The organism is Nocardia wallacei, from assembly GCF_029868745.1.
In the GTDB taxonomy this organism is placed as follows: domain Bacteria; phylum Actinomycetota; class Actinomycetes; order Mycobacteriales; family Mycobacteriaceae; genus Nocardia; species Nocardia wallacei_B.
In genome coordinates, this window is record NZ_JARWOP010000218.1 from 14061 (window position 1) to 32854 (window position 18794).

Annotated in this window: 17 protein-coding genes; 4 read left to right on the forward strand and 13 right to left on the reverse strand. The window is 70.3% G+C overall.

What is annotated here, in order from left to right; all coding sequences use genetic code 11:
• Positions 1-41: 41 nt before the first annotated feature.
• From QH470_RS18245 to QH470_RS18255, 3 genes are read right to left on the reverse strand one after another with little or no spacing between them, the layout of a single operon-like run.
• Positions 42-1520 carry an FGGY-family carbohydrate kinase gene (locus QH470_RS18245; protein WP_280273586.1) on the reverse strand — a complete coding sequence of 493 codons (1479 nt, stop codon included), beginning with the start codon at positions 1518-1520 and terminating at the stop codon, positions 42-44.
• Positions 1521-1569: 49 nt separating this feature from the next.
• Positions 1570-2961 (reverse strand): LLM class flavin-dependent oxidoreductase, encoded by a 1392-nt coding sequence (locus QH470_RS18250; protein WP_280273587.1) that lies wholly within the window; start codon positions 2959-2961, stop codon positions 1570-1572.
• On the reverse strand, positions 2958-4205 hold the full coding sequence (locus QH470_RS18255; RefSeq protein WP_280273629.1) for an MFS transporter: 1248 nt from the start codon (positions 4203-4205) through the stop codon (positions 2958-2960). Before QH470_RS18255 ends, QH470_RS18250 begins: the two co-directional genes overlap by 4 nt.
• A gap of 219 nt (positions 4206-4424) precedes the next feature.
• On the opposite strand from QH470_RS18255, the gene QH470_RS18260 reads away from it, so the two are divergent.
• The gene (locus tag QH470_RS18260; protein WP_280273588.1) at positions 4425-4907 is read left to right on the forward strand and encodes a MarR family winged helix-turn-helix transcriptional regulator; all 483 of its coding nucleotides are present in this window, start codon (positions 4425-4427) and stop codon (positions 4905-4907) included.
• Complete coding sequence (locus tag QH470_RS18265; protein ID WP_280273589.1) at positions 4904-5281, forward strand: DUF5313 family protein; 378 nt, start codon at positions 4904-4906, stop codon at positions 5279-5281. The genes QH470_RS18260 and QH470_RS18265 overlap by 4 nt, the downstream gene beginning before the upstream one ends.
• A gap of 175 nt (positions 5282-5456) precedes the next feature.
• On the opposite strand, the gene QH470_RS18270 is transcribed toward QH470_RS18265, so the two are convergent.
• The 3 genes from QH470_RS18270 to QH470_RS18280 are packed head-to-tail and all read right to left on the reverse strand — an operon-like array spanning position 5457 to position 8811.
• Entirely contained in the window at positions 5457-6701 is a 1245-nt protein-coding gene (locus tag QH470_RS18270; protein WP_280273590.1) for an SfnB family sulfur acquisition oxidoreductase, read from the reverse strand.
• Entirely contained in the window at positions 6698-7816 is a 1119-nt protein-coding gene (gene sfnG, locus QH470_RS18275; protein WP_280273591.1) for a dimethylsulfone monooxygenase SfnG, read from the reverse strand. The genes QH470_RS18270 and sfnG overlap by 4 nt, the downstream gene beginning before the upstream one ends.
• A complete protein-coding gene (locus tag QH470_RS18280; RefSeq protein WP_280273592.1) occupies positions 7813-8811 on the reverse strand; it encodes an EamA family transporter in 999 nt (332 codons plus the stop codon). Before QH470_RS18280 ends, sfnG begins: the two co-directional genes overlap by 4 nt.
• A 73-nt stretch (positions 8812-8884) precedes the next feature.
• Here QH470_RS18280 and QH470_RS18285 point away from each other — a divergent pair, with 73 nt between their 5' ends.
• Positions 8885-9802, forward strand: a complete 918-nt coding sequence (locus QH470_RS18285; RefSeq protein ID WP_280273593.1) for a LysR family transcriptional regulator — start codon at positions 8885-8887, stop codon at positions 9800-9802.
• A gap of 3 nt (positions 9803-9805) precedes the next feature.
• Here QH470_RS18285 and QH470_RS18290 read toward each other — a convergent pair whose 3' ends face one another.
• The 6 genes from QH470_RS18290 to QH470_RS18315 all read right to left on the reverse strand — a co-directional run bounded on the left by QH470_RS18290 (position 9806) and on the right by QH470_RS18315 (position 16541).
• A complete protein-coding gene (locus QH470_RS18290; protein WP_280273594.1) occupies positions 9806-11023 on the reverse strand; it encodes a flavin-dependent oxidoreductase in 1218 nt (405 codons plus the stop codon).
• Positions 11023-11541 carry a chorismate--pyruvate lyase family protein gene (locus QH470_RS18295; RefSeq protein WP_280273595.1) on the reverse strand — a complete coding sequence of 173 codons (519 nt, stop codon included), beginning with the start codon at positions 11539-11541 and terminating at the stop codon, positions 11023-11025. Before QH470_RS18295 ends, QH470_RS18290 begins: the two co-directional genes overlap by 1 nt.
• A gap of 404 nt (positions 11542-11945) precedes the next feature.
• Positions 11946-13325 carry a styrene monooxygenase/indole monooxygenase family protein gene (locus tag QH470_RS18300; RefSeq protein WP_280273596.1) on the reverse strand — a complete coding sequence of 460 codons (1380 nt, stop codon included), beginning with the start codon at positions 13323-13325 and terminating at the stop codon, positions 11946-11948.
• 120 nt (positions 13326-13445) lie between these two features.
• Positions 13446-14876, reverse strand: coding sequence for an LLM class flavin-dependent oxidoreductase (locus QH470_RS18305; RefSeq protein ID WP_280273597.1), 1431 nt, complete (start codon positions 14874-14876; stop codon positions 13446-13448).
• On the reverse strand, positions 14873-16093 hold the full coding sequence (locus QH470_RS18310) for an acyl-CoA dehydrogenase family protein (RefSeq protein WP_280273598.1): 1221 nt from the start codon (positions 16091-16093) through the stop codon (positions 14873-14875). Before QH470_RS18310 ends, QH470_RS18305 begins: the two co-directional genes overlap by 4 nt.
• Positions 16094-16184: 91 nt before the next feature.
• A complete protein-coding gene (locus QH470_RS18315) occupies positions 16185-16541 on the reverse strand; it encodes a hypothetical protein (protein WP_280273599.1) in 357 nt (118 codons plus the stop codon).
• A gap of 248 nt (positions 16542-16789) precedes the next feature.
• Between QH470_RS18315 and QH470_RS18320 the strand changes: the two genes are divergently transcribed.
• A complete protein-coding gene (locus tag QH470_RS18320) occupies positions 16790-18013 on the forward strand; it encodes an RsbRD N-terminal domain-containing protein (protein ID WP_280273600.1) in 1224 nt (407 codons plus the stop codon).
• 3 nt (positions 18014-18016) lie between these two features.
• Here the strand turns inward: QH470_RS18320 and QH470_RS18325 are convergent, their stop codons facing one another.
• On the reverse strand, positions 18017-18478 hold the full coding sequence (locus QH470_RS18325; protein WP_280273601.1) for an SRPBCC family protein: 462 nt from the start codon (positions 18476-18478) through the stop codon (positions 18017-18019).
• Positions 18479-18794 lie beyond the last annotated feature (316 nt).

Consider the following 18794-nt stretch of genomic DNA (forward strand, 5'->3'; position numbering starts at 1 on the left):
GGCCCCTGGGCGGCGGCGAGCGTGGTGGGATATCCGGTGGCTCAGCCGAATTCGGCTAGGCGGTGGACTTGCTCGCGGGTCGCCGGGTAGAGCTGTAGCCAGGTTTTGTAGAGGTCGTCGTAGCGTTCACGGTTGGCGGGATCGGGTGGAACCTCTCGGGCGATGCGGGCCCAATCCGTCTCGGGGGCAACGAGTCCGACGCCGATGGCGGCCAGCAGGGCGTCGCCGTAGCTGGCGCCGATGGCCTGTTCGGGGAGCAACTGGGTGAGGCCGGTGATGTCGCTGAGGGCCTGTGTCCACACGGGGCTGCGCAGGCCGCCGCCGACCCCGACCGCGCGGGTGACCGGCGAGTCGGCGTCGTCGAACATCTCCAGGATCTGCCGGATGCCGAAGGAGATGCCCTCGTACGAGGCCCGGAACAGATGTCCGCGGCCGTGCCGCAGCGTCAGGCCCGCGACCACGCCGCGCGCGTCCGGATCGAACACCGGCGTGCGCTCACCGGCCAGGTACGGCAGCACCACGAGTCCCTCGGAACCCGGCGGCACCGCCGCCGCCTCGGCCATCAGTTCGTCGAAGGGCGCGCCGCCGGTGATCTTCTGCAACCACTGGGTGAGACTGCCCGCGGTCGAGGTGCCCGCCGCGAGCGCGAAGGTGCCCTGCTCGACGCCGGTGGTGGTCCACAGCGCCGGGTTGGTGTGGAACTTCTCCAGCACCTGCACCAGGAACATGGTCGAGCCGTACATCAGCATGAGATCGCCGGGATTGCGCACGCCGACGCTGAACGCCTCGGCGTACGCGTCGACCGTGCCCGCCACCACGGGCGTCCCCGCCGGGATCCCGGTCTGCTCGGCGGCCGCGGCGGTGACCGTGCCGACCACCTCGGCGGGCCATACCAGGCGCGGCAGCGGCAGGTCGCCGAGAACGCGCGCGGCCCAGTCGGCGTTCCAGTCGAAATCGCGGATGGCGTAGAGCGGGTCGCACTGGCTGGCGGTGTGGTGGTCCTGGACGTATTCGCCGGTCAGCTTGGCCACCACGAACGAGTTCGAGCCGTACCAGCGCCGGGCCCGCGCGAACGCCTCGGGCTCGGCGTTGCGCACCCATTCGATCTTCGGCCCGACGGCCTGACTGGACAGCGACTTGCCCGCGCGCCGCAGGATCTCCTCGCCGCCGAACAGCTCCGTCAGCGCGGCGATCTCGGCGGACGCCCGCGTGTCGATGCCGTAGAGGATGGCCGGGCGCACCGGCTCCAGATCGTCGTCGCACAGCACCAGGCACGGCCCGACGCCGCTGACGCACATCCCCGCGACCCGGGCTCCCGCCGGGGCGGCGGCCACCAGCGCCCGGCTGATCGCGCACACCTCGGCCCACCACATTCCGACCGGATCGACCTCCGCCCACCCCGGCCGCGGCAGCGATATCTCGTGCGCCACCTGATGTTCGGCGACCACCACCCCGTCCGGCCGGACCAGAACGCCCTTACTGCTCCCCGTCCCCAGATCAATACCAACCAGCACATCCACGAAGGTCAGGGTATGCGCTCGGCCGCCGCCGCAGGTGAGTCCCGCGGAATCACCCCGGCCGAACCGGCTCCGTGCCCGCACCGCGCCGGCGGTAGGCCGAACCCGGATGATCGGGTGCCAGCAGGGGACCCGCGCCGCCGAGCCTTTCCCGCAGGGTGGCGGGGGCGGAGGTTTCCGGGACCCGCCCGCGGCGGCGGAGTTCGGGGATGACGAGACGGGCGAAGTCGGTGAAAGTACCCGGGGTGGTCACGTAGGCGATGTTGAAGCCATCGATGTCGGCCTCGTCCACCCAGCGTTCGAGTTCGTCGGCGACCTCGCCGGGCGCGCCGGTCAGTACCGGCCCGCGGCCGCCGATGCCGATCGCGTCCGCCAGTTCCCGAGGTGTCCAGGCTCGATCGGGGTCGGCGGTGGTGAACGACGCCAGCGCCGACCGGTTGGCGTCGGTCTCCACATACCGCAGCGGTTCGTCGTGGTCCAACTCGGCGAGGTCGACGCCGGTCCACCCGCCGAACAGCGCGAGCGCGCCCGCCGAGCTGACGAACTCCCGATAGGACCGCAGCTTGTCCTCGGCTTGCGCGCGCGTCTCCGACACCACGGGCGTGACCATGGTGAACACCTTGATCGAGCGCGGATCCCGGCCCAGTTCGGCCGCCGTCTCGCGCAGCTTGCGCACCGGTCCGCGCACTATCTCGGGCGTCGGCCCGGAAATGAACACGGCCTCGGCGTGCGCGGCCGCGAACCGGACACCGCGCGGCGAGGCTCCGGCCTGGAACAGCACCGGCGTGCGCTGCGGCGAGGGTTCGCAGAGGAACGGCCCCGGCACGGTGAAGTACCGGCCCTTGTGCTCGATGTCGTGGACCTTCGCCGGATCGGTGAAGACCCCGCGTGCGGGGTCGCGCACCACCGCATCGGCCTCCCACGACGATTCCCACAGCTTGTAGCAGACCTCGAGGTATTCGTCGGCGACGGCGTACCGCTCGTCGTGCGGAATCTGCTTGTCCAGCCCCAGGTTCCGGGCCGCGCTGTCCAGGTAGGAGGTGACGATGTTCCACGCGACCCGGCCGCCGGTGAGATGGTCCAGCGTCGACATCCGCCGGGCCAGCGCGTAGGGCTGCTCGTAGGTCAGCGACAGCGTGATGCCGAACCCGAGCCGCTCGGTCACCGCGGCCATCGCGGATACCGCCAAGGTCGGATCGTTCACCGGGAACTGCGCCGCGTCGGCGACCGCGGCGTCGCGCGAGCCCCCGTACACGTCGTAGACGCCGAGCACGTCGGCGAGGAACAGCGCGTCGAAGCCACCGTTCTCGAGCGTGCGCGCCAGTTCGGTCCAATATCCCAGTTCCTTGTACCGGTGCCCCTGGTCGTCGGGGTGCCGCCACAGGCCCGCCGACTGGTGACCGACGCAGGCCATGTCGAAGGCGTTGAGGTAGATCCGGCTCACGGTGTCGCTCCGATCTCGTCCCGGTAGGTTTCCCGCGCCGACCCGGCCGCCGCGAGGGTGAGCACCGACAGCACCGCGAAGTACACGACGATCAGCCACGGGTTCCCGCCGCCCACGGTCAGCAGCGCCGCCGCGATCAGCGGAGCGAAGCCGCCCGACAGCACCGCGCCGATCTGGTAGCCGAGCGAACTGCCGCTGTAGCGCACCCGGGTGTCGAACAACTCGGCGAACCAGGCGGCCTGCGGCCCGTACATCGCGTCGTGCATGACGTTCACGCCGAGCACGATCACCACGACCACCGCGATCTTCGACCCGGTCTCGACGGCGAGGAAGAACAGCGCGAGCGTCACCAGACCGCCCGCCGCGCCGAAAAGGTAAGGGCGCCTGCGGCCTACGCGATCGGACAGCCACGCCCACAGCGGCGTACTGACCAGGCCGAGCGCCGAGGAGATCAGCACCGCCACCAGCCCCACCGAGCTGCCCTTCCCGAATTCGTCCTGCAGATAACTCAGCGAATAGGTGGTCAGCAGCACGAACAGCGAAATCTGCGACAGCCGTAAGCCGATGGTGAGCAAGACGTTTCGTGGCTGGGTCCGCAGCACCTCCACCACCGGGAGCCGCGCGATGTCGCCGCGTTCGCGCAGCCTGCCGAAGATCTCCGCGTCGGTGAGGCGCACCCGGATCAGCAGTCCGACGATCACCAGCACCGCGCTCAGCAGGAACGGAATCCGCCATCCCGCATCGAGAAACGCGTCCTCGCCGGTGACGGCCCGCACCAGGTAGAAGACCGCGGTCGCCAGCAACATGCCCGCGGGCGAACCGAGCTGAGTGAAACTGCCGTAGAGCCCGCGGCGTCCCGGTGGCGCGTGCTCGACCGAAAGCAGCGCCGCGCCACCCCATTCCGCGCCGACCGCCAGTCCCTGGAACACTCGCAGCGTCGCCAGCAACGCCGGCGCCAGCAGACCCACCTGCGCGTAGGTCGGCAGCACGCCGATCGCGGCGGTGGTCACGCCCATCAGCAGCAGGGCGCCGACCAGAACGGCCTTGCGGCCCAGGCGATCCCCGAGATGCCCGGAGATGATCGCGCCGATCGGCCGCGCCCCGAAGCCCGCGGCATAGGTGGCGAAGGAGGCCAGGGTGCCCGCGGTGGAGGACACGTTCGGGAAGAACAACGGCTTGAACACCAGCGCCGTGGCGGTGGCGTAGAGGTAGAAGTCGTACCACTCGATGGTCGTGCCGACCATGCTGCCGAGCGCGACCGACCGTGGCGACATCGCGGCCGGGGCGGGCTCGGACGGCGAGGTCCGCTGGGTGACAGTCACGTCGGGGCAGCCTAGGTAGCGGTGAGCGGCTCGAGGAGGGTTGTTCTCGCCCTGATCGCAACCGGTTCCGGCCCCGCGCTGTGGCACAGCTCTCGCACTAATAGTTTGTGCACTAACTATTGGCGGCCTAAGCTTTGCGGTGTGAGTCCTGAGCTGACCGAAGACGACGATCCGTTGCGGCTGGACCGGCAGGTGTGTTTCGCCTTGGCCGTCGCCAATCGGTCGGTGCTCGCGGTGTACCGGCCGCTGCTGGAGCCGATGGGGCTCACCCATCCGCAGTACCTGGTGATGCTGGCGCTGTGGGGCGAGACGCCGATGTCGGTGCGGGCCATCGCCGAAGCGGTGCAACTGGATTCGCCGACGTTGTCGCCGTTGCTCAAGCGGCTCGAAGCGGCCGGACTCATCAGCCGCCGCCGGGACCGGCGCGACGAGCGCAATCTCCTGATCGACCTCACCGACGCCGGGCGTGGGCTGCGGCGGCAGGCCGAGCGGATCCCGCCCGCGGTGGTGGAGCGGCTCGGTGTGAGCCTCGCCGATCTGGAGGAACTGCGCGACATCCTCACCCGTGTGAACCAGGCCGCCCGCGCGGCCGCCGGAACAGCCGAGGCAGGGAGAACCGCATGAGTGGGCAAACCCCCGACCCGATCCAGCGCGTGCGCTACATCGCCGGCGCGACACTGCCCGAGTCGATGCGCGAGTGGGTGCTCGAGGACCTCACCGGCCGCGGCGCCGGCCGCCGCTACCTGCTGCGCTTCCTCGTCCCCGTGCTGCCGGTGCTGTGCCTGTTCCTGCTGGTACCGGGCCCGCTGTGGATCGGGTTGTCGATGATGGCGCTGCTGTACATCCCGCTGATCTACTTCACCGTCGCTCTCATGTACGTCTACCGCCGCCACCGCCTGATCAAGCACGGACTCGATCCCGAACTGGCCGACATCCGCCGGCGCCGCCGCGCCGAGGCCGAACGGGCGTCCTACGAATCCCGCCACGGGCGCGGGTAGCGGGGCGCCGCATCGTCATCCCGGCGCGCTTTTGGCCGGGATCCACACCATCCAGCTGGATTCCGGCCAAGAGCACGCCGGAATGACTATGAGGACCACCGCCGGCATGACCGCGAGGACCACCGCCGGAATGACTGTGAGGACTACCGCTCCCCCTGCCTGGACGAGGTACGGCTCAGATCAGCCCGTGTAGTGGAGGCGCGGTGTCGTGCAGCAGGGCGCGGCCCACATGGTGGTACTTCCAGCGCACGGGGTCGTGGAGGGTGTGGGTGCGGGCGTTGCGCCAGAAGTGGTGGAGGTTGAGATCGGCTGCGGCGCTGCGGGTTCCGGAGACCTCGAACAAGGCGGCGGAGACCTCGGTGGCGGCGCGGTCGGCGATGATCTTGGCCGCCGCGACCGCGAGCGAGGCGGCCGCGACGGGATCCGAGGGGGTGTCTTCCGGCGCCGCCGCGCCGGTGTCGCTCGCACCGACCGCCGCGTCGACCGCGGCAGCGGCCGCCGCCAGCGTCGCCTCGGCGGCCGTCACCGATACCGCCAGTTCGCCGAATCGCTGGATCAGCAGCGGGTCGTCGATCGCCCGCTCGACTTTCGCCTCGAACCACGGGCGACTGCTGGTGCGCGCGAAATCCGTTGCGGCGGTGAGGGCGCCGCGGGCAATGCCGGCGTCGATGGCGACGTGCAGCAACTGCGCGAAGGCGCCGTATCCGGTGGGGGCGCGCACGGCGGCCGAGCGGGCCACCAGTTGCTCGCGATCCACCAGCACCCCGTCGAACGAGACCGTGCCGCTGCCGGTGGTGCGCTGCCCGATGCCGTTCCAGTCGTCGACGATACGCACGCCGGGCGACTCGGCCGGCAGATACGCGACGTACTCCCCCGGGGCCAGTCCGCTGCGCTCGTCCGGATCGTCGAGCCGAGCGAGCACGGCCAGCACATCGGCGAAAAGCGAACCGGTGCAATAGTATTTGATGCCGTCGACACGGAAGCGCCCACCGTCCGGCCGCACGGTGGTGCCGATCTCGGCGACCGTGGCGCTGGTCCGCTCCGACTGCGCGTTGGCGATGCGGCCGCCGCCGAGCACCTGCCCGAGATAGCGCCGGCGCTGCGCCTCGGATCCGGCCAGCCGCAGCAGATTCACGTACACGAAGTGGCTGTGCGGAATCTGGGCGATATTCGGGTCCGCGGTCGCCAGTATCCGCACCACCTCGGCGACCGCGCTCGGCGGCAGATCCGCACCGCCGAGTTCCGCCGGAACGGTCACGGCCAGTAGGCCGCTCGCCGCCAGCTGATCGATTTCCCGATGCGGCAGTTCACGATCGCGGTCGCGGCGGGCGGCGCCCGTCGCGAAGTCGGCCGCCAGCCGCCGGGCCACCGCGCGGGCGTGCGCGGCCGACTCGATGCGCTCGGCGGTGACGGCGGTCATCGGCTCGCGGCCGCGGCGGGTGCGCGGGCGGCCTCCAGCTCCCGCACCAGCGGCAGCACCTTCGCACCGAAGTATTCGATCTCCTCCTGGAAGTGCAGGAATCCGCCGAGGATCAGATCGACTCCGCGGTCGCGGTAGGCGACGATGCGTTCGGCGATCTGCTCGGGCGTGCCGATGAGTTTGGTGCGGAAGCCGTCGTTGTACTGGACCAGGTCCTCGAAGGTGGAGTCGGCCCACATTCCCGTCCGGTCCCGGGTGGACGCACCGGCCTGCTGCACCGCGTCCCGGAACCCTTCCACCGCAGGGCGATTCGCCTTGTCGATGATCTCGCGGAGGGTGTCGTGCGCCTCCTTCTCGGTGTCGCGCGCGATGATGAACCCGTTCAGGCCGAACTTCACCTCGCGGTCGTGCGCGCGGGCGATCTCGCGCAGATCGTCCAATTGCTCGGTGACGCCGTCGAAATCCTTGCCGTTGGAGAAGTACCAGTCGGCGAAGCGGCCGCCGTTGCGCCGGGCGGCGGTGGAGTTACCGCCTTGGAACAGTTCGGGATTCGGCCGTTCCGGGGTGTTGAGCGGCTTGGGCTTCAGGGTGAAGTCGCGGATGCGGTAGAAGTCGCCGCCGTAGTTCACGTTGTCCTCGGTCCAGATCTTGCGGATCACCTCGAGGAATTCGCCGCTGCGCCGGTAGCGTTCGTCGTGCTCCAGCCACGGCTCGCCCAGCGCCTGGAACTCGCCCGCGAACCAGCCCGATACGACATTGATCGCGAAACGCCCGCCGGACAGATGATCCGCGGTGGCGCCGAACTTGGCCAGCACCGCCGGATGCCACAACCCGGGATGCACGGCCGCGATCACCTTCAGCCGCTCGGTCGCGCCCAGCAGCGCCAGGCTGAACGACGTCGACTCGTGCTGGAACTCGGCGCCGTAGGAGGCGGTGTAGCGCACCTGCGACAGCGCGTACTCGAACCCGTTGCGTTCGGCGGTCCGAGCGAGCTTCTTGTTGTACTCGAAGTCCCAGCTCGTACGCTGCTCGATATCACTGGTGACCAGTCCCCCGCTCACATTGGGCACCCAGTAGGCGAACCGCACCTGATCGGCGATGTTCTCGGTCGTCATTGCTGCTCCAGCCGATTGTCGTCGAGACGGGATGTAGGCCACCGGGCGCGGCAACCATGCGCCCGGCGTGCCCCACACTTCAACACCGCCGCGTCTCCCGAACCAGGGTTTGAATCGCCCCGATCCGATCCCCGCCGAGATCTCGCCACGGGTTCGCGTTTCTGATGCCGATGTCGCCGGGTGGTGGACAGGGTTGCCCAGGCGGCGGCGGTGGTGATGGCGGCGATGCCGAGACAGCGGTGCAGGGAGAGGGACTCGTGGAGGACCACTGCGCCGGTGAGGGCGGCGACTACGGGTTCGAGGGTGAGGAGGGTGGCGACGAGGTGTGCCGGAATGCGTTGTAGCGCAGCTAGTTCCAGGGAGTATGGGATCACCGCGGAGAGGGTTGCGACGGCGACACCGGCGAACAGGACGGCGGGGGTGAAGAGGGTTCCGCCGTTCGAGTACAGGCCCGGCGGTAGGCCGAGCAGGGCGGCCACGCCGACGGCGAGAGCGAGCAGGGGGCGGCTGCCGGGCCCCGATCCGAGGCGGCGGGAGAGCAGCAGGTAGCTGCCCATCGAGGCGGCCGACAGCAGGGCCAGGGCGATACCCTGCCAGGCCAGGGGGCCAGAGGCGGGATCGCGGACGAGCAGCAGGCCCGCGACGGCGAGCACGACCGCACCGGCGTCCGCGAGTCGGCGGGAACCGCACAGCGCCACCGTGAGCGGACCGAGCAGTTGCAGCGTGCAGGCCACTCCGAGCGGGAGATAGTGCAGGGCAGGGTAGATCAGGTTCATTCCGGCGATCGCGACGCCGAGCGCCAGCACCGTGCGCAACCGCCGCCCGCGCGGCAGGGTGCGCGGGCGGCGGATCGCCACCAGCACCAGCGCGGCGATTCCGAGCCGGAGCGCAACCACGCCGAGCGGGTCCACCCGCGAGAACAGCTGCTTGCCGAACGCCTGCCCGGTCTGCGTCGAGATCGCGGCGGCCAGGACGAACAGTGGAGCGGGAACCATGACCACAGCTTCTCGGTTCACACAATTCAGGTCCATCAAAAGATACCGGCGATGTTCGTGCAGAATTGCCTACATGATCGACCTCCGCCGATTACAGGTCCTGCGGGTGCTGGCCGACCGCGGCACCGTCACCGCGACCGCCGCGGCGCTGTACGTCACTCCCTCCGCGGTCTCGCAGCAGATCCGTTCCCTGGCAGCCGAACTCGGCGTCGACCTGCTGCGCCAGGAGGGCCGCCGGGTGCGGCTCACCCCGGCCGCACGGGAATTGCTCCGGCACGCCGACATCCTGGCCGAACAGTGGGAGCACGCCCGCGCCGACATCGCCTCCGGCGGCACGGAATTGACCGGCGCGCTGCGCTTCACCGGGGTGTCCTCGGCCATCGCCGCCGTCGTCGGCCCGGCCGTGGCACGCCTGCGCGAACAGCATCCGCGAGTCGAATCGACCATGGACGAGATGGAGAGCACCGAGGCCTTTCAGCTCCTGCTCGCCGACGCCGCGGACATCTCCGTCGGATTCCCCACGGCCACCACCCCGCCCGTCGACGACCCCCGCTTCGAACAGCACGTGCTGCTCGACGATGTCCAGGATCTCCTGGTGCCCACCGGACAACCCCTGGCACAACAGGACTCGGTCACGCTCCGGGACGCGGCCGCCGAACCGTGGATACTCGACTTCCCGGGCGGCGACACCCACGACGTCGTCTTCGCGGCCTGCGCCACAGCGGGTTTCACACCTCGCATCGCCCACCACGTCAAGGAATGGTTCGCCGTGTCCGCTCTGGTCGCACACGGCCTGGGCGTCTGCCTGCTGCCCCGGCTGGTGCCGATTCCCGACGAGCACGCGGTGGTCCGGGTCCCGCTGCACGGTAGTCCGCGGCCGGCCCGGACGATCATCGGCACCGTCCGCCGCGGCGCCGCCCGGCACCCGCTGATCGCCGCCGGATTGTCCACTGTCGCTGCCGTCGGCCGCGAGATCGCCGCGCGCCGTTGATGTTCAGCGGATGGTGCTGGTGCGGCCGTAGCCCTGCGTGATCTCGGCCAGCTCCGCCGGGGTGAGAACGTCCTCGATCCGGTCGAAGCCGCTCGGGGCCCGTTCCGCGACGGTGCGGAGGATGCGGTCCATCGGCATGTCACGGTTGGCGAGAACGATCTCGTTGACCGTGACCAGGCGCGCGGACTCGTAGGCGAGCGCACCCCGCTCCGGATCGCCGGTGCGGGCGAGTTCGGCGGCGAGCGTCCGGGCGTCGAGAATGGCCTGGGAACCGCCGTTGGAGCCGATCGGGTACATCGGATGCGCGGCGTCCCCGACCAGAGTGATGCGCCCGGAAGTCCAGTGCGGCAACGGTTCCCGATCCACCATCGGATACTCGAGGATGTGCTCGGTCGCGCCGATGAGCTCCTCGATGTCCACGGTGTCGAAATGCCAGCCCCGGTAGAACGGCAGCACATCCGCCGCCCGGCCGGTGCGATTCCAGTCCGCCACCTCGGCGCCCGCGTCGGGTAATCGCACCTCGGCAACCCAGTTCACCAGCGCCCGCCCCGCGCGCCGGGCAGCCGCCGAAATCGGATAGGCGACGAACTTGGCCGCGTGATTGCTGCCCGCGAACGCCATCGACGCCCCGGACAGGAACGGCCGGGTCATGGTCACGCCCCGCCACATCCGGATGCCGTTCCCGCGCGGCGGCCCTTCCCCGGGGTGCAGTTGCGCGCGCACGGCCGAGTGCAGGCCGTCCGCGCCGACCAGCAGATCCGTCTCCAGCTCGACCGCCGCGTCACTGTCACGATCGCGCAGTCGGCTGCGCACACCCGCGTCCGTCTCGACGGCGGCGACGAAGCGGAGGCCGGTTTTCACCGCGTCCGGACCGAGCCGGTCGTGCACCGCGGCCAGCAGCAGGTCTTGCAGTTCGCCCCGGTGCACGGAGTACTGCGGCCAGCGATGCCCGGCGGCGACACCGCGCGGCTCGCGCCAGATCTCATTGCCGAAGCGGTCGTAGTGCAGCACCTCCGCGGTCGGAATGGCCAGTTCGCCCAGGCGGTCGGCCAGCCCGAGCGCGGCGAGTTCCCCGGTGGCGTGCGGCAGCAGATTGATGCCGACGCCGAGCGGCCGCAGGGTGCGGACGCTGTCCACGACCGTCGCGCGGATCCCCTGCTCGTGCAGGCTCAATGCCGTTGTGAGGCCGGCGATTCCGGCGCCGACGACCAGGACTCGCATCAGCCCACCCCGACCGGTACATACGCCGGATTGAACCGCTCGTGCAGGTACGCGACCGCCGTCGCGGTGTGGTCCAGCAGCACGCTTTCCTTACACGCGCAGGGGATTCCGCACGCGTCGTCGTCCGCCGGCCAGATGGTCCGCCCGGCCGCCAGCACCGTGCGCCCGAGATGCCGATTGGCCGCCGCCAGGCTGTGACCGATGGGCATCTGCTGCTGAGCGAGCAGCCCGACGAGTCCTCGGTCGGATCCGGCGATGACGACGGAGTTCGCGGACACGGCGATGGTATCGGCGTACAGCGCCGACCGGCGCACAATCACCTGATCCGTCTCGGCGCAGCTCAGCGCCGCGCGCACCGCCTCGGACAGCTCACCGGCGGCCACCTCGTGCTGGTCGAGCACCTCGACCGACAGCCGCCGCCCGACCAGGGCCTCCAGCAGCAGAGTGGTCGACCCGTCGGCGCACAGCAACATACGGGTAACCGACGGAACAGCGAATCTGCTTGTGTCCGTAGACATCTCGATCACCCGACCGAGCATAAAGGCATTCTCGCCATCGCGCTGGCCGGACGGTGGTCCCGGCGGTGTCGCCGAATGTTCGCCGGCGCTGTGGCTCGACTCCGAAACTACCGCCCCGCGCCGTGCGCCGCTCGGTGGCGATCGCGTGGTTACCGCACCGTCCGGCCTGTCTCTCGCCAGGTCGGCGCGTTACGAAGCCGCAGTTCGGGAGTCGGTCCACGCCCGGACACGCCCGCTCGGCGCGCCGTGCCGAACCGGTCGGCGTGTCCGATTCAGTGGTGGATGTCACTCCCGGCGAACAAACGCATGAACGAGTTGGGCACCTCGGCGCGGACGGACAGCCGCAGGCCGGGGGGTGTGCCGCACGAAACTCCGGCACACCCCCGGGAACTCCGGCGAGAGGACTACCTGGAGGCCGTGAGCGCGGCGAACTCCGACCGCGAGAACCGGCCCGCGGGCTCGAAGCGCGCCAGCAGTTCCGACGCGGGCACACCCGTGACCGAGGCAACGTATTCCTCGGCGGCGGGCACGGTCTCTATGCCCCGGAACGGCTGCGGCCGGTGCAGCAGCCCGACCAGCGCGGAGGCGAACCGGGCGTCGACGGCCGCCGCGGCGAAGAACAGGTTGCCGATGTCGGCCAGTTCCGGGTCGCTGAGGAACAGGCGGGTGACGTGGGCGGCGGCCTCGGCCCGCGCGGCCAGGAAAGCGCTGTACTGCTCGGTGATCCACGCGTCGTCGAACGGACCGCTGTGGGTCGCGGCGGCCGCGACCAGGCGCTGCGCCTGCACGAGCCCGCTCTGCGCGCCCTGCCCGGCGATCGGGTCGTAGGCGACGGCGGTGTCACCGAGCGCGGCGACGGGATGGCCACCGGCGGTGTGGCCCAGGCCGGCCCGGAACACCGGCCGCACCGCGCCCTTCAACCAGGAGTGCCGGTCCTCCGCGATCACCTGGGTGGCCTGCACCTCGGGCAGGTCCCAGTCGAGGTAGTCGCGGTAGAGGTCCTGCACGATGCGATGCGCCGATTCGGCGGAATCCGCCGCGCTGAAACGCTTCTCCCAGTCGCTACCCGGCCGCGCCCAGCCCAGGAACGCCCAGCTGGGGCCGACGTCCTTGTGCAGGTACGGTCCCCACCAGCCCTCGCCCTGGTCGGCGCGGATGGAGAAGCCGCTGCGCGCACCGCCGGCGGGGCTGCGGTGGGCGAAGACGTTCTCGTCGAAGCCGAGTCCGGTCACCGTGACCGTCAGCAGGGTCCGTTGCGGGGCGTCGTAGACAGTGCGTGCCGAGTCGACCGGGAACAGCTCCGACAGCCCGCCGCGTCCCGTGGCGACCAGCGTCAGGTCGTGCGCGGCCGCGATGCCGTCGAGCTTCTCCGGCGTCACCGCCTCGACCACGAACCGGCCGCCGCGCTCCTGGAAGGCGGTCAGGCGGTCGTCGGCCTTGAGCCGGGTGTCGACGGCGAGACCGGTGTAATCGTCGAAGGCGCCGTCGAATTCGATGAGTTCGGCATCCGGCGCCGCGATGCGGACGGTGAGGCCGGTGTGCAGCGGCGCGCGGTCGGCGTAGCTGGTGAGGCCCAGCGCGGCCTCGGCGGCCTGCGCCTCACCGAAGATCAGCGCGGTGCCGGTGGCGGGCACGTCGTCACGCAGCGACCGCTGGTCGCGGTCGCTGTACACGGTGACATCGAAGCCGGCGTCGAGCAGGCCGAGCGCCGCGGTGACACCGGTCTGCCCGGCGCCGATGATCGCGGCCGAGCGGGTGGATTCGGAGCGGGGTTGTGTCGTCATAGCGAAATCCTCCGGTTCGGAGCGTGCACAGTGGAGTATTGCGATCAGCGGGAATAGATCGGTTCGCCTCGGCAAACGACGAACTTCTTTGGAACGAGCGGCAATTGAAGCTGGACCCGCCTACTCCGCCACGAGCGCGGCGCCCGGACGGGACTCGGTGTCGGGCAATGCTGTAGACCCTGGCCCGCCGAGCCGGTATCGCGCGCCGCGATGTTCCGGGGGCAGCCGGTCACCGGCGCCGAACAGCGCGTTGCGCAGCGTCCCCGGCACATACTCCCGCGGATACGCGCCTCGTTCGGTCAGGACCGGAACCACGTGCCGCACAACGTCTTCGAACGAGGCCGGCGTCACGGCGTAGGCGAGGTTGAACCCGTCGACATCGGTATCGGCCACCCATTCCTGCAGCCGGTCGGCGACCATCTCGCCGGAACCGACGAAGACCGGCCCGATCCCGCCGATCCCGGCCCACCGGCCGATGTCGCGCACGGTCCACTCCCGGCCGTCGTCGTCGAACTCCTGGAAGGCCGCGACCGCCGACCGGATGGCATTGCTCTCCACCTGACCGATCGGATCGTCGAGGTCGTAGCGGGACAGGTCGATTCCCATCCAGCCCGACATGAACACCAGCCCACCCTCGATGCTGGCGTAGGACAGGTACTCCTCGTGCTTGCGCCGCGCCTCGTCGTCGGTCGGCCCCGTGATGATGGTGGACAAGGCGTAGACGCGTGCGGCGTACCGGTCCCGGCCCGCCGCCTCCAGCGCGTCGCGGATGGTCGAAACCGTCTGCGTGAGCACGCGTTTCGACGGCGCGGCGACGAAGATCGCCTCCGCGTTCTCGGCCGCGAACCGCACCCCGCGCGGCGACGCGCCCGCCTGGTAGATCACCGGCGTGCGCTGCGGCGACGGCTCGGACAGATGGATGCCCGGCACCGTGTAGTGGCGGCCGCGGTGCCCGATGTGGTGCACCTTCGCCGGGTCGACATAGATCCCCTGAGCGGCGTCGCGGACCACCGCGTCGTCCTCCCACGAGCCTTCCCACAGTTTGTACAGCACCTCGAGGTACTCGTCGGCCTGGTTGTAGCGCTCGTCGTGGTCGAGTTGGTCGGCGGCGCCGAAATTGCGTGCGGCCGAGGGCAGATAGCCGGTCACGACGTTCCAGCCGATGCGGCCGCCGGTGAGATGATCGAGTGTGGACAGCCTGCGGGCGAACGGATACGGATGCTCGAACCCGGTTCCCGTGGTGATGCCGAAGCCGAGATGTTTCGTCGCCGCCGCCATCGCCGAGACCAGTAGCAGCGGATCGGCCACCGGGATCTGCGCGCCCTGCCGCAGCGCCGCGATGTCGTTGCCGCCGTACACGTCGTAGGTGCCGAGCACATCGGCGATGAAGATGCCGTCGAAGCGGCCCTGTTCCAGCAGGACCGCGAGGTCGGTCCAGTAGCTCAGTTCCTTGTATCGGTGCGACTGGTCGTCGGGGTGGCGCCACAGTCCCGGCGACTGGTGGGCCACGCAGTTCATGTCGAACGCGTTGAACCGGATGCGCCGCGTCATCGCGCACCGCCCTCGGTCTTGCGCTCACCGGCACTCCACGCGAACGGCAGGTCCGCGCCGTTGAGCAGATGGTCGCCGATGGCACGCGCCTTGAAGATGGCCGGGTTGTGCACGGAGATGGTACGGGCGTTGCGCCAGTGCCGATCCAGCCGCAGCCGCTCGGAGGTCACCGACGCCCCGCCCACCTCGAACAGCTGGCTGGTCGCCGCCAGGACCGTGTCGATGACCGTCAGCTGCGCCTGTGCGGCGGCCAGTTCCGCTGCCACCAAACCCTTTTCGTCGCCCGCGCCACCGGCCAGCACCTCGTCGAGCACGTCGGCGACCGCCAGCACGCTCGCACGGGCGGCGAACGCGGCCGCGGACAGGCGGCCGATCACCTGCTGTACCAGCGGATCGTGCCGGGGCAGGTCGGCCGACGCATGGGTGTAGGTGCGGGTGCGCTGCGAGACCCATTCGCGGGCATCGCGTTCGGCGCGCTGGGCGATGCCCGCGAGCACCGCCAGCTGCACCAACTGGAGATACGCCGTCGCGTAGGTGGGCCCCGCGACTCCGTAGCCGGGCCCGAGGACATCCTCCTCCGACACCACGACATCGGTGAATTCCGTTGTGCCGCTGGCGGTCAGCCGCTGGCCGAAGCCATCCCAGTCGTCGTGCTGGCGCACCCCGTCGGCCTTCGCTCCGACCAGCACGCCGACCCGCTCGCCGTCGCGGTCGGCCGCGGTGAGGATGTGATCGGCGTACAGCGATCCGGTGCTGTAGTACTTGATGCCGTTGAGCAGCAGCCGATCTCCGTCGCGCGTGAGCCGGGTCTGGTAGCGGTCGACGGCCCCGACGCCGGGTTCGGTGATGGCGTTGCCGACGAGTACTCCCTCCCCGGTGGCGCGCAGCCACCGTTCGCGCACCGGGCCCGGCTCGGCCAGCAGTTGATCCTCCACGAACGAGAAGTGCACCCGCAACGCCTGCGGGATATTGGATTCGGCGGCCGCCAGCTCGATCAGCTGTCGGAACAGCTGCCGCACGCTCGCGCCGTAGCCGCCGAACTCGGCGGGCACGCGCAGCGCGCCGAACCGCGCGGCGCGCAACTGAGCCACCTCGTCGTAGGGCAGTTGCCGGTCGACCTCGCGATCGACGGCGCCGACGGCGATCCGCTCGTAGATCGGTGTGAAGACCGCGTCCAGCTCGGCGTCGGTCACGGAAGGCACAGCGGTGGAAGTCATGCTTCACCCTCGCCCACCACCCCCGGTGCGCTCACGGGTTGCGCGCACCGCGATCAAAACACCTCGCGCGGCGCCCGGCGACGACCGCCGCTCAGCCCCGGTAGATCCGGTCGACGGTGGTGGTCAGCAGTTCCTGCAGCGTGGCGAGCGAGGCGTCGGCCCGCTCCGGCCCGCCGCCGAGCACATCGTTGTCGTCCAAGCCGTCCGCGATACCGCCCGCGACCGCGCGGTGCACGGCATCGAGTGCTACCCCGCTGTGGCGGCAGTGCACCGCCGCGTACTCGAACCAGTCCAGCGTCGTCACGCCCGCGGCCTCCGCCGCCCGCACGACCGACAGCGCCGACTCGAAACCCGCACGCACCGTGGCATCGTGGGCGGCATCGGCGGCCCGGCGCACACCGGGACGGGGTCTGCCGTACCGACCCGCATCGTGTGGCTCCGCGCTCATACCACTCCTTCCTCCCCGGCGACACCTTGCCTTCGACGGTACGACACCGTACGCGCGCGACCGCCCGCGAACGCGGAATCGCCGGGATCGTCACCCGTCGCCGGACACGCGGCCTTGTGACCGTTCACAGTCTCCGGCGCACGGCTCCCCGCGCGTTCACAGAACCTGGGCCAGTTGGGTTTTCCGTTGTGACCGGAGCGTTACCGTGAGGTGCTACGCGAGACGCGCGGCGACGGAAGGGATCCACGATGACGGCTACCGGCACCGAGCACCACGACCTGACCGTCTCGGGGCAACCGGTCACCTCGCCACTCAAGGACGTGCGGGCGCTGGCTCGGAAGATGGTAGGCCACTTCGTGGACAATGTCGCGCCGTGCGGGACGCTGCCCGGCGACGCGCTGCGCGGCGATATCACCGCCGTCACCCGCGCCTGCCTGGAGCTGGCGATCAGCATGCTCGACGGCACCGACATCCCCGACAAGACGGTCCGGCTCGAACAGGCCGCCGCCAACTGGGCCCGCGAGGGCATCCCGATCGACACCATCCAGCACGCGCTGCACGAGGGCTTCCGGCTCGGCTTCGACCTCATCCTGGACCGCGCCACACCCGACGACTTCGACAGCCTCAAGGGCGCGTCGCGACGCCTGCTGGACGTCCTCGACACCATCAACGCCACCGTGTCCCGCGCCTATGTCAAGGAATTGCGCGGCGTGGTCGGCGAACACCACACCGCGGTGCACACGCTCACCTCGGCGCTACTGGCCGGGCACCCGACCTCGGTGATGGCGCGGGAATCCGGCATCGAGATCGCCGCGGCGTATCACGTTGTCGCGCTGGCGGTTCCGGCGCACCCGGACGAACGCAATCCCGCGCTGAACGGTCAGGTGGTGGCGCGGCGCAAGCTGCGGCGGGTGCAGGCGGCGCTGGCCGACCGCTGCGGCGACACCGCGCTGTCGCTGCTGAGCGTCGACGGCGGCACGGTGCTGATCCCGTCGACCACTATCGCCGACGGGGATCTCGACGAGTTCGTGGCGGTGCTGTCGCGCAACGCGCAGGTTCCCGTGACCGCCGCGGTGATCGACGCGAGCGCGGCCGACATCCCCGCGGCCGCGCGGCGCGCCCACGAACTGCTCGACATGGTGCAGCGCCTGCACTGCCAGCCGGCGCTCTACCGCTTCGACAACCTCGCGCTGGAGTATCAGCTCACCCGGCCCGGGCCGGGGCGCGAATACCTCGGCGCGCTACTGGACGTGCTGGACGACCACCCCGAACTGCTCGGCACCCTGCGCAAGCACATCGGCACCAATTTGAACCGGCAGCAGACCGCGCGGGCGCTGCACGTGCACACCAACACGGTCGACTACCGGCTGAAGCGAGTCGCCCAGCTGACCGGATTCGATCCCACCCAGCCGGCCGGGCTGTGGTATCTGCGCTCGGCTCTCGTGGCGCGCACGTACCGCGCCGCCGAGTAGCGGTCAGCCGTTCTCGGCGAGTTCCGCGAGCCTGTCCAGGGACGCGCGCAGGCGGTCGGCCGTGGTGGCGCGGGCGCGGACGAGACGCTTCTCGTCGGCCAGCCGCGTCCAGTCGTAGGTGTGGGTGACGCGGGTGCGCGCCGCGTCGAGGGGCTCGACCTCCCAGCGCCACAGGTGCCCGGGCGGCTGCTGACCGGGTTCCGCGGGCCGCCAGGCGATCCGGCGGCCCTCCTCGAATTCGACCACGTGGTTCTCCCGGACCGCGCCCGGCTTGGTCAGCGCCGTCACGAAGACGTCGCCGACGGCGTGCGGGCGTTGTCCCGCAGCGGCTTCCGACAGATTGTCGTTGCCGTCCCAGCTCGGCTGCCGGGCCGGATCGGCGATGAGTTCGAAGATCCGGTCGGCGGGGGCGGCGATCTCGCGATCGGCGGACACGATGCGTGCTTCCACGGTGCTGTCGGTCATGCCCCGATCGAAGCACCCGACCACCCGATCGCGCCAGCGGGCCTTCTTTCGGACGGCCGGGCGGTAAGCGGGAACGAAGGGCAGGGCCATCCTCGCTGCCGGGCGGTGAACGGTGGTAGGACGCAGGGTCGTAACACGTTTGTAGCGAATGAGCAGTTACCCTGTTGCGGGAGTGCAGCACTCCGTCCATACCCGAGCGCGGAACGTCGGCGAACTCACAGCTACGGTCCGTGCCGGATTGGACCCTTGTTCGAGCACCGTGGTAAGAGAAATGTCGTGCCCCTTCCGATCGCTGTTCATCCCGCACCGGGCCGCC